Annotated in this window: 8 protein-coding genes; 6 read left to right on the top strand and 2 right to left on the bottom strand. The window is 63.5% G+C overall.

Annotated features, from left to right (window positions below; translation table 11 throughout):
- Nucleotides 1-40 precede the first annotated feature (40 nt).
- Nucleotides 41-616: a pyridoxamine 5'-phosphate oxidase gene (gene pdxH, locus ACWNC0_RS20760; RefSeq protein WP_449474350.1), complete on the bottom strand. Its 576-nt coding sequence runs from the start codon at nt 614-616 to the stop codon at nt 41-43.
- Between the two features lie 118 nt (nt 617-734).
- Here pdxH and ACWNC0_RS20755 point away from each other — a divergent pair, with 118 nt between their 5' ends.
- The 5 genes from ACWNC0_RS20755 to ACWNC0_RS20735 all read left to right on the top strand — a co-directional run bounded on the left by ACWNC0_RS20755 (nt 735) and on the right by ACWNC0_RS20735 (nt 5,742).
- A complete protein-coding gene (locus ACWNC0_RS20755; RefSeq protein ID WP_449474349.1) occupies nt 735-1,667 on the top strand; it encodes a DnaJ C-terminal domain-containing protein in 933 nt (310 codons plus the stop codon).
- 14 nt (nt 1,668-1,681) lie between these two features.
- Nucleotides 1,682-2,653, top strand: coding sequence for a YihY/virulence factor BrkB family protein (locus ACWNC0_RS20750; RefSeq protein ID WP_449474348.1), 972 nt, complete (start codon nt 1,682-1,684; stop codon nt 2,651-2,653).
- Nucleotides 2,650-3,459: an enoyl-ACP reductase FabI gene (gene fabI / locus ACWNC0_RS20745; protein ID WP_449474347.1), complete on the top strand. Its 810-nt coding sequence runs from the start codon at nt 2,650-2,652 to the stop codon at nt 3,457-3,459. Before ACWNC0_RS20750 ends, fabI begins: the two co-directional genes overlap by 4 nt.
- A 19-nt stretch (nt 3,460-3,478) precedes the next feature.
- Nucleotides 3,479-4,552, top strand: coding sequence for a chorismate synthase (gene aroC, locus ACWNC0_RS20740; protein ID WP_449474346.1), 1,074 nt, complete (start codon nt 3,479-3,481; stop codon nt 4,550-4,552).
- 401 nt (nt 4,553-4,953) lie between these two features.
- A complete protein-coding gene (locus ACWNC0_RS20735; RefSeq protein ID WP_449474345.1) occupies nt 4,954-5,742 on the top strand; it encodes a PhzF family phenazine biosynthesis protein in 789 nt (262 codons plus the stop codon).
- 43 nt (nt 5,743-5,785) lie between these two features.
- On the opposite strand, the gene ACWNC0_RS20730 is transcribed toward ACWNC0_RS20735, so the two are convergent.
- Complete coding sequence (locus ACWNC0_RS20730) at nt 5,786-6,520, bottom strand: hypothetical protein (RefSeq protein WP_449474344.1); 735 nt, start codon at nt 6,518-6,520, stop codon at nt 5,786-5,788.
- A 461-nt stretch (nt 6,521-6,981) separates the two neighbouring features.
- On the opposite strand from ACWNC0_RS20730, the gene ACWNC0_RS20725 reads away from it, so the two are divergent.
- A complete protein-coding gene (locus ACWNC0_RS20725; protein ID WP_449474343.1) occupies nt 6,982-11,865 on the top strand; it encodes an autotransporter domain-containing protein in 4,884 nt (1,627 codons plus the stop codon).
- Nucleotides 11,866-11,885: the final 20 nt, after the last annotated feature.

The raw sequence follows: 11,885 nt of genomic DNA, 5'->3' as shown, positions 1-11,885 counted from the left end.
GGCCACGCTCCCTCCACCACCGCTACGCGGCCCCCGCGCCTCAAGGATACAGCAGCCCTTCGCGCCAACCATCGCCATCCCGCTCGAACAACCGCCGTTCGTGCAGCCGATGCTCACGGTCCTGCCAGAATTCGATCCGCTGCGGCACCACGCGAAATCCCGACCAGTGTGGCGGGCGAGGCACCGGCCCGCCCTCGAACCGGGCGACCGCATCGTCATAGCGGGCCATGAAAACCTCCCGAGACGGCAGGGGTCGCGACTGGTCGGAAGCCCATGCACCCAGCTGGCTGTCGCGGCTGCGCGTAGCGAAATATGCGTCTGCCGTGGCCTCATCCACCGTCTCGACCGGCCCTTCGATCCGGATTTGCCGCCGCAGAGATTTCCAGTGAAACAGCAGCGCCGCATGCGGATTGGCGAGCAAATCCTCGGCCTTGCGCCCTTCGAAGTTGGTATAAAAGATAAAGCCTTCCGGCCCATGCCCTTTCAGCAGCACCATTCGCACCGACGGCCGCCCGCGCGCGTCGGCGGTTGCCAGCGCCATTGCGTTGCTGTCGTTGATCTCGGCGTCGCGCGCTTCGCCATACCATTGGTCGAACAGGATGAAGGGATCGGTCATGCTGCTGATCTACGGCTGGTTTCCGTTCATGTCGATGGCCACGCCGCTTGAACGATCGTGACTATTTCGCCACATAAGGTGCAAATCAGCTTTCACGAACAAGGATAGACACTCGGCAATGGCGGATCCCTACTCCATACTGGGCGTCGCGCGCGGCGCGAGCGAGGCAGAGATCAAGTCGGCCTACCGCAAGCTCGCCAAGGAGCTTCACCCTGACCGGAATCAGGATAATCCCAAGGCGGCCGAGCGTTTCTCGTCGGTTTCCAGCGCCTATGAGCTGCTGTCGGATAAGGATAAGCGCGCGCGTTTCGACCGGGGAGAGATTGACGGCGACGGCAATCCCACCGCTCCCTTCGGATTTGGCGGCGCTGGCGGCGGCGGCGGTTTTCGTGGACGTCCGGGTGGCGGCGGCGGCTTTGAATTCAACGAAGGTGCCGACTTCGGGGATATCTTCGAAGGATTGTTCAGCGGCGGCGGCGCCCGGCGCGGTGGCGGGGGTTTCGGCGGCTTCGGTCGTGGAGCGCCACCCCAGAAGGGCGCCAATGTGTCCTACCGCTTGGCCGTCGCGTTCGTCGACGCGGCCACCCTCGCGCCGCAGCGGATCACCCTGCAGGACGGCAAGAGCATCGACCTCAAGCTGCCTGCTGGCGTCGAAACCGGCACGCAGATGCGGCTGTCGGGGAAGGGGCAGGCGGGGCCAGCCGGGGCAGGGGATGCTATCGTCACTATCGAGGTGAAACCGCACCCCTTCTTCACCCGCGACGGCGACAATGTGCTGCTCGACCTCCCCATCACCCTCGACGAAGCGGTGAAGGGCGGCAAGGTCAAGGTGCCCACCGTCGATGGTCCGGTGATGCTCGGCGTCCCCGCCGGGACCACATCGGGCAAGACGCTGCGCCTGCGCGGCAAGGGCTTCACGCACAAGGCTGGGGAGCGGGGCGATCAGCTCGTCCGCCTGCTGATCGACATCCCCGGCGACGACCCGGCGATCCTGTCGCTGGTCGAAAGCTGGCAGGATGGCCGTGCCGTTCGCGCCCATCTGGGCGTCTAGGACGTTAGGAGGGCATGCCGCAGCCTTCACCCTACTCACCCGAATCCCGCCGCAAACGGATCGCGGACGACGCTCGTGCCCATCTCAACCGCGGCATAGCCAAGGTCCGACCCGGCAGCCACGCCTTCGAAATCATGAAGCGGGTGGCTGTCGGCACCTATAGCGATGGCTTCATCCACGCGGGAAACCTCGCCTATCTTTCGCTGATGACGCTCTTCCCCTTCTTCATCGTCGCGGCGGCGGTAGCCAGCATCTTCGGCCGGTCGCAGGATGGTCTGGCGGCGGTGGGCGCTTTCCTCGAAACCGTGCCGCCCGGCGTCGCCAGCGTGGTGAAACAGCCCATCATCGATGTGCTCACCGCCCGCACCGGCCCTCTCCTATGGCTGGGCGGCCTTGTCGGTCTGTGGACGGTGGGCAGCCTCATCGAAACTATCCGCGACATTCTCCGCCGGGCCTATGGCACCAAAAGCACGCGCCCTTTCTGGCACTATCGCCTGACCGCCATCGGCATCACGTTGGTCAGCGTGTTTGCCGTGATGTTCGCCTTTTCCCTTCAGGTCGTCATAACCGGCATCGACCAGTTCCTGCACCAGCTGCTGCCCTTCGCGGACCAGGCGATGCAGATCGTCACCCTGACGCGCGCCCTGCCGATGCTGATCCTCTGCGTCGCCCTTTATTATCTCTATTTCTCGCTCACACCCAGCGCCTACAAGGACAAACGCTTTCCCAAATGGCCCGGCGCGGTCGCTACGGCGCTTTGGTGGTATGGCGTCACCATGCTGCTGCCGCCCACCCTTTCGCTGCTTGGCGGCTATGACCGCACCTATGGCAGTCTGGCTGGCGTAATGATCACACTCATTTTTTTCTTCCTCGTCGGGCTTGGCGTGGTAATTGGCGCGGAACTCAATGCGGCGCTTGCCGAATTTCCCGAAGAGGAAGTGGAGCGTGGCATGGAGGATCGTAAAGGGAACGGGACGGTAGAATGACGGGCTTGATGGCGGGAAAACGAGGTCTCATCATGGGCCTGGCGAATGACAAGTCGCTTGCATGGGGCATTTCCAAGGCATTGCGCGCACAGGGGGCGGAACTCGCCTTCTCCTATCAGGGCGATGCGCTGGCCAAGCGCGTGCGCCCGCTTGCCGAGGAACTGGGATCGGACTTCCTGCTCGATTGCGATGTGTCCGACATGGATAAGCTCGACGCGGCCTTCGACGAAGTGAAGGCGCGCTGGGGCAAGCTTGATTTCGTGGTCCACGCGATCGGCTTTTCCGACAAGAATGAGCTGCGCGGCAAATATGTCGATACCAGCCTCGAAAACTTCCTGATGACGATGAACATTTCGGCCTACAGCTTCGTCGCCGTCGCCAAACGCGCGCGCGCGCTGATGGCGGAGGGGGGCAGCATGCTGACGCTGTCCTACTATGGCGCCGAAAAGGTCATCCCCCATTACAACGTCATGGGCGTGGCCAAGGCGGCCCTGGAAACCAGCGTCAAATATCTGGCGATGGACTTGGGACCGGAAAATATCCGCGTCAACGCCATCTCGGCAGGCCCCATCAAGACGCTGGCAGCCAGCGGCATCGGCGACTTCCGCTACATCATGAAGTGGAACGAGTTGAACAGCCCGCTTCGCCGCAATGTGACGATCGAGGATGTCGGCGGCGCGGCCCTCTACCTCCTGTCGGATCTGGCATCGGGCGTGACCGGCGAAGTCCATCATGTCGACGCTGGCTACAATGTCATCGGCATGAAGGCCGAAGACGCGCCGGATATCGCGCTCGACAAGGGCTGATCCGGGCTAGGGACAGGATATGAGCTTCAACACCTTCGGCCGCGTATTCCGCTTCACCACCTGGGGCGAGAGTCATGGTCCGGCCATCGGCGCGATCGTCGATGGCTGCCCTCCCGGCCTGCCGATCAGCGAAGCCGACATCCAGCCCTATCTGGACAAGCGCAAGCCCGGCACATCGAAGTTCACGACCCAACGCCGCGAACCGGACGAGGTCCGCATCCTGTCGGGCGTGTTCGAAGGCAAGACCACCGGCACCCCGATCAGCCTGATGATCGAGAATACCGATCAGCGGTCGAAGGATTATTCGGACGTCGCCAAGGCCTATCGGCCGGGTCATGCCGACTATGCCTATGATGCCAAATATGGCTTTCGCGACTATCGCGGCGGCGGTCGTTCGTCGGCGCGTGAAACCGCCAGCCGTGTCGCTGCGGGCGCGGTGGCCCGCCTCGTCCTGCCGGAGGTCGATATCTTCGCCTATGTCAGTGAGATAGGCGGCGACGCGATCGACTATGCCCGTTTTGACGCGGCGGAAATCGACAATAACCCCTTCTTCTGCCCCGACCCTGAAGCTGCCAAGCGGTGGGAGCAACTGGTGGACGGCGCGCGCAAGGACGGTTCGTCCCTTGGCGCCGTGGTCGAATGCGTCGCGTCCGGCGTGCCGGCAGGCTGGGGCGCGCCGCTCTACGCCAAGCTCGACAGCGAACTCGCCGCCGCGATGATGAGCATCAACGCGGTCAAGGGCGTGGAAATCGGCGACGGTTTCGCCGCTGCCCGCCTGCGTGGCGAGGAAAATGCCGATCCCATGCGTCCGGGCGAAGAGGGGCCAGCCTTTCTTGCCAATCATGCTGGCGGCATTGCAGGCGGCATCTCGACCGGCCAGCCGGTGAAGCTGCGGGTCGCGTTCAAGCCGACAAGCTCGATCCTCATCCCCGTGGAAACAATCACGCGGGAGGGCGAAGCTTCCGACATCATCACCAAGGGCCGCCACGACCCCTGCGTGGGAATCCGTGGCGTGCCGGTCGTCGAAGCGATGATGGCGCTGGTGCTGGCGGACCAGAAACTCCTGCATCGCGCGCAATGCGGCGGCGCATAACCGGCTGACACGAGCCGATTACCCGTTGAAAACCATGTTTGCGCGAGACGACTCAGTGAATCTGCGTTAACATCGTCAGCATCGATCGCCCGCGGGAGGGCGAGCGGCAGTGCGTAAGCCTGGGGAGCGTCATTCCTCACCGGCCTTCGGGCCAAAATTGGATTGACGGTCAAAGCGTCCCCTAAAGCCGCGAACACGGGCCAGCCATTTCATATGGCTGGCCCATTTCCTTTCCCCCACCTACGTCATGCCAGCGAAAGCTGGCATCTCAGGCCCCTGCATCGAACGCCAGATCACTCTCCCCCTTGACGCACATCCAGACCAATGTCTCCTCGCTGGCCCTATCGCCCGGCGTCACCGCGCGTCATCATTGGCCTCACAAGCCAGCGGAAACCCAATCCATGACCAGCCTTCCCTTCACCCAGGTTGACGCATTCGCCGACGCGCCCTTCACCGGCAATCCCGCCGCCGTGATGCCGCTCGGCCGCTGGCTGGACGATGCCACCCTCCAGGCGATCGCGGCTGAAAACAACCTGTCGGAAACCGCCTTCACCGTTCCGACGCCCGATGATCCCGACGCCGATTATGCGCTGCGCTGGTTCACGCCCACGGTCGAGGTGAAGCTTTGCGGCCATGCCACGCTGGCGAGCGGGCATGTGCTGATGGGCGGCCGCACCGCGCTGCGCTTCCGCACCCGTGACGCGGGCGTGCTGACGGTTATGCGCGACCGGGATGGCTATACCCTTTCCCTCCCCGCGTGGCATATGGAGCCGCGCGCGCTGCCCGATCTTGCGGCCGGGCTCGGCGGGGAGCCCCTCGAATCCCATTGGCGCGACGGCGGGTACAGCCTGTTCCTCTTCCCTGATGCTGCGGCCGTCCGCGCGCTCCAGCCTGACTTTGCGGCATTGACGGCGCTCGGTGACATCATGCTGATTGCCACCGCGCAGGGTGAGGACAGCGACATCCTCAGCCGCGTCTTCGTGCCAGGCGGTGGCGTGGACGAGGATCCCGTGACCGGCTCGGCCCATTGCCTGCTCACCCCCTTCTGGGCGTCCCGGCTCGATAAGGTAAAGCTCAGCGCCGTGCAGGCATCTGCTCGCGGCGGTCGCCTCGGCTGCCGTCTGGACGGCGATCGGGTCATCCTGACCGGCGCCTGTCGCACGGTGATAGAGGGGCAGTTCCTGCTCTAGGCGAGCGATATTGAGCTTGGCGGCAGCCGGGCCGCGTCAACCCTCAAGCCTCGTCGCCGAGCATCCCGATGATGGGGAAGATATGCCGGACCTTGCTGCGGTGAATGGAAGCGGTCACCCGGTCCTTATATTGGGTCAGGCCGATCAGGTTGCGGTCCCGCGCGCTCAGTCTGCCTATCGTCCAAAGCGACCGTTCCTCTTCGTCGCGCAGTTGCACGATTACGTCGGTATCGATGGACGCAGGCTTGATCCTGTCCAATATCACCCGCTCGCCTGCCCGGAACCTCGGCTCCATCGCTTCGCTGGGGATGTAGATCGCGAAATAGCGGGCCGCGTCGGCACGGCCGAATGGCGCGGGGATAAAGGCGGCCGGCTGGGTGAAGTCGCCCTCCCACATCTCCAGGTCGTTGGCCAGCGATATACTGTCCTCGTCCGGGAACAGCAGCGACGCGGCATAAACCGGGATGGTCCTTTCACTCGGCATCGCAAAGGGCAGGGGCCGCTCCTTCACTAGATGTGTGGGGGCCGGTGAAGGGGTGGCGGTGATCCCCCTTGCCTCGCACATGGCGAATGGCTCGGGGAATGCTTCCTTGAGCTTGGATATGCTCCGCGCCGAAAGGGAATAGCCTACCGAAGGTGTGGGATAAATGCGCGTCAGCGTCGATGGAGCCAGCCCTGATCGGCGCGCTACTTCCGTCGCCGACAGGCCGGTTTCCTCTATCAGGCAGCTGATCAGCCCACGCGCTTTCTGCTGATCCCACTCATAATCAAAAGACATGTTTTTCTGCGCCTGTTCTTGGCACACCCGTGCGACCACCTGGAAAACCGACGATCGCAAATCTTGCGTCGCCTTTTGTTCGTTGTTGTTTCTAGAAGCGTTCACACCGCTGTCGCAAACCTGCCAAGTGCATATTGAACGATCATACAATTTGCGCACTTAAGAATCCAGAATTTTCATGGAAAAGGCCTAAAGCCCGGGCTAAATCCGTCAAATCTCGGAGCTATTTGCGCACATCTTTGCGACGCCGCAAAAAGCGATTGCGAACGAATGCGATTGCGCATAGGAGATTTGCGCAAGTTGCGCACACGCACGTGAAGTGCGTCTAGCAATGTGCAGGGGGTGAAGGGGATTTCACCGCGCATATCAGATGCGGCAGGTCGGGTGGTGTCGTCCCGGCCCGGATGTCCCCTTCTGCCGTCTGGCTTTGCGGCTTTGCACGATGACTAGGGGAATAAAGAATGAGAAATAACTCGAAACTGCATCGGATGCTGCTCTTGTCAGCCTCGATGCCGGCGATGGCGCTCCTCGCCAACGCCAGTGGAGCCTCAGCCGCTCCCGCAACTGTGAACGTGCCCACCGGCGCGGGTACAAGCGCCGCGGTGAACGCCAGCATCGATGCCGCGATCACCACTCCTGCAAACCCTGACCTTACGGTAACGATCGCCTCGGGCGCGGACATCAGCGGCGGCAGCGTCGGCTATGATTTCGTCGCGGGCGGCTATGCCGCTGGCGAGGGCGATGGCGCTGTTTCACTGACCAACGATGGCCTGGTCACCGGCATCGCTTTTGGCGGCGTCGGCAGCACTGCCGCCGCGAACAGCTTCACCGCCACCAACAATGGCGAAGTCACGGGCAGCATCAGCGCAACGGACTTCGGCGGCACGGCTTCGGTCACCAATAACGGTTCGGTAGGCGGCAGCGTATTCGGCTCGGCCTATGGTGATGTTGCGCTCGTCAACGGTCCCGCGGGCGAAGTCGGCGGCAGCCTGATCGGCTCAGCCCTCGATACCGCCAACGTCTCCGTCACCAACGCCGGTTCCGTCGATGGCGACCTTGTCGGCACGGCAACAACCGGCTCCGTCACCCTGGCCAATAGCGGCTCGGTCGGCGGCAACGCCTTGGCCTCAACCACTGATGGCGCCATCTCGATCACCAATGCCGCCGCTGGACGGATCAGCGGCGACGTAGATGCCGATTCGGACACCGGCGCGATCACGATCGCGAACAATGGCCAGGTCCTCGGCCAGACCACCGCGTCGAGCGGCAGCACGGTCTCGACCAGCACCGGTCCCACGGTCACCGTATCGGGAACGACCACGACCACGCAGTCGAGCAGTTCGAGCGAAACCGTCGGCGGCGACGTCACCGGCACCTATGCGGGCATCAACGGCTCGCTGAACTTCGGCACCGGCAATGACGGCAGCGTCAGCCAGTTCTCCGCCGCCAACAGCACTGCGACAGTCAGCGGCAGCGTCTATGGCGACGTGTCTTCTGTAGCCCAGGGTGGGTCATCCGCAACTGCCAGCACGGACGTTGCGACGGACTCCCGCGATGGCGCAGGCACCGGAACGGTCGTCGCCACCAGCCTTGATACGACCGATTTCGCCACCACCGGCGGCACGAGCACCGTCAACATCAGCGGAACGGTTGCTCCCGGTGATTCTGGCCGCAACGGCGATGTGTTCTCCTCCGGCAACGCAGGCAGTGCGGTCAACGTCAACGGCGGCCAGATCTCGGGCAACGTCACCTCGACGAGCCAGGGCTTCGCCATCAACCTGACGAACGCCTCGGAAAGCACCGACACCTATGACGCTGGCGTTCTGCAGGGAACCAGCTCGTCCGCCAGCTCGCAGTTCACCCAGAGCCAGACCGGCGGTGCGGCTTCCGTCGCGCTTCAAGGCGCTGCCAATGTAGGCGGCAACCTCAACGTCGCAGGCACCGCTTCGGCATTGGCCGACATCGGCGCGGATGCAGCTGTCGCTGGCAACGTGTCTGTCAGCACCGCGCAGGTCGGCCCCTTCGCCTTCACGCCCGCTGACGTGGCATTCGCCACCTCCGCAACGCGGACGGTAGACGCCGCTGGAGATGGCACGGCTACTGTCACCACCACCTCGACGCAAACGGCTCCGGCCGCTGCTGGCAACGCCACGCTCAACAATGCCGGACGCATCGATGGTGACGGCAGCGTCACCTCGGCTTTCGGCAACGCGAGCGCCAACATCACCGGCTCGGTCGGCGGATCGGTCTTCGCCTCGTCGGGCACCGACCTGTCAAACAGCGAGAGCGTTGACAATTACAGCGTCACTGGCGGTATCGACACGCTGACGACCAGCACGCAAACCAACAGCTTCACCTCCGCAGGTGGTCAGGCTTCGGTCGTCGTGGATGCTCCCTCGCAGCAGGGCGTGCCCAGCGTGGCGGGCAACGTCTTCGCTTCCGGCGTAGGCGGTGCATCGATCACCATCGGCCAAGGCAGCGTCATCGGCGATGCCAACAACGGGACCGGCGGCAACCTTTTCGCCAGCAGCTCGGGCTTCGACAGCAGCGAAGAAACCGTCACCACCTATGCGGCTGATGGCTTCACCCCCGTCAGCGTCGTAACGACGTTCACGGGTCAGCCGGTCGGCGCCGCGGCTTCGGTCACGAACAACGGCACTGTCCTTGGCGATGTCGATGTCGAAGGTCTGGCCTCCGCCTCGCTCGTTAACAATGGCTCGCTCGGCACGCCGGGTGCGGGCAATGTGTTCAGCGTTTCCGCGTTGGACGGTGGCGGCTCCGCGACGATCACCGACACCAACCCGACCGACGCTGGCACCCGCACGATCGCGGCAAACGTCACGGCGGCTCCGGCAGGCGGCAACGCCAGCTTCACCAACAACGGCATCGCCTTTGGCGACGTCGAGCTGGAAGGCGTCACTGGTGCTGTCACGAACAACGGCATCCTGACGGGCAACACGACGCTCGGCGGATCGGTGTTCAGCGGCACGGCTACTGTCGATGCGACGGTCAACACGACCGCCGTCACCGTCACGGCTGCTCCTGCGGCGCAGACCTACACGGTCGATCAGAACGGCATCTCGCGCGGTTTCACCGTGACGGGTGCGGTATCGACGCAGGGCGAAGTCGCCTCCGAACTGGCTTCGCTGGTTTCGGGCGCGGGCGTTCCCCTGAACGCATCGCAGGTTGATCCTGCCGCGTTCAACCTCAGCGTGGGTGGCGAAGCTGCCGTCAAGACAGCCGACATCAAGGCGGCGATCAACCTCAACAACGGGTCGATCACGCTCGGCGACATCGACGCACAGCGCGACGACAGCGGTGCCTATCTGACCGACACGACCGTCAACCTGAACGGCGGCGGTTTCCTGGGCGCCCGCGAACTGAAGCTGGCTGGATCGACCACCCCGGCCAACTTCACGCCGGTCGCGACCCTGCCGCAAGACGCGCAAGGGCTGTTCAACCCGATGGCCGTTCGCGTGCTGGGCGTCAACACCGTCAACAAGACGGGCGCTGGCACCTTCGTCGTGACGGGCGCCGAATATGTTCCGGCTGAAGGCTCCTCGCCCGCAGCCTGGACGATGGATGTCGGCAACCTCAACGTGCAGGCTGGCGAACTCCAGCTGGACGTCGCTTCGGACGACGCGGTCTTCGGGATCAAGGGCAACATCAACAATGATGCGACCCTCGTCCTCGGCCGCCGCGCACCGACCTTCATCCGCACGGTCGGCAACAGCATCGTCACCCCGGGTCCTGAAGCCATCAAGGGCATCGAAGTCTATCAGCAGGGCAACTACACCCAGACTGCCAACGGCACGACGGTTGTGGGCGTCAACCCCTCGCTGGTCCGCTTCGGCAGCCTGAACGTCAACGATGGCGGTTCGGCTCCGGAAATCCTGGGCCCGATCACCGGCGGCGTCAGCATTCCCTACTTCACCACTCCCGAAAATGCCGGTGTCTTCTCGACCCCGTCATCTGTGTCGGTGGATGGGAACCTGAACCTGGCTGGCAAGGTCGCGGTGACCGTGTCGAAGGACAGCCTCTATTCCACGGGCGACGGCTACACGCTGTTCACCTACACCGGAACGGGCGACGTCACGGCAACCGCAACCCCGTCGCTCAGCTCGCAGTTCGTCACCTTCGGCCTGAAGCATGACACGACCGCCAAGACCGTGGCGATCGAAGCGACCCGCAACAGCTATGCCGTCGGCGCGACCAACCGCAACGCGGCTGCCGCGGCTGTGGGTCTCGACAGCGCTCTGGCTGACGTCATCGCCCGGGTGAAGACGGACGCTGCTGGTGGCAATGGCTTTGCTTCGGTCACGGAGATCGCCAACGCTCAGGACATCGCCAACATCGCGGCCGGTCTCGACTGGCGCCTGAACAGCGCTCAGGCGGCGCAGGTCTTCAACGAGCTTTCCTCGGCCGAGATCTACGGTTCGCTTGCTGCGGTGGATCAGAACGCGGTCTTCAACACCACGGTCAACCGTCTGGCGGCACGTCGCGGTTATGGAGAGGCTCTGGGCACCCAGCTCTGGTTCAACCCCTCGGCTAACTTCGCCAAGACGGGCGGCACTCGCTCGGGCGCGTCGAAGATCAAGACCAACAGCTATGGCGGCGCCTTCGGTATCGACGTCGCTTATCAGGAAGACGGCGCCTTCGGTGTTGGCTTCGGCTATGGTCAGCATGACGTAACCGCTCAGGGTTCGCCGGAAGAAGCGCAGGTCCGCACCTACACCATCGGTGCCTATGCGACGCAGGGCTTTGGTCCCTTCTACGGCAGCTTCCAGTTCGCCTACGGCTTCTCGAAGTTTGAAGTCGAACGTGACCTGACCCTGCTTGCCCGCACGATCGAAGGCAACTTCAAGGGTTCGCAGTGGGATGCCAGCCTGGAAATGGGTTATGACTTCGCGGCCGGTAACGGTCTCGTCGTAACGCCCTTCGGTAAGCTGGCGCTTCGCCGCTGGTCGATGAACGGCTTCACCGAAGAAGGTGGCGCAGGCATCGGTCTCAACGTCGAAGACGCGTCGAAGACGGTCTTCTCGCCGGTCATCGGTGTGAAGGCAGGCGCTCTGCTGGGTGATGTCGATGGTGTGGCTTACCGCCCCTATGCCAAGGTGCAGTACAGCTTCCAGGGCAACATCGGCAGCGATCGCACCGTCCAATATGTGGGCGGCGGCAATGCCTTCAACCTGAAGGGCGTCGATCCCGATGGTCATGGCCTGATCGAACTTGGCATCGACACTTCGGTGAACAAGCGCGTCAACCTGTTCCTGTCCGGCGGCTACGGCTTCGGTGGGCACAACAGCCTGGCTCAGGTCCGCGGCGGCATCAGCTTCGGTTTCTGATCCAACCCTCCTCATGCACT

It is taken from the genome of Sphingobium chungangianum (assembly GCF_977014255.1).
Note: the sequence above shows the minus strand (reverse complement) of the source record. Positions and strands in the feature narration are given on the sequence as shown.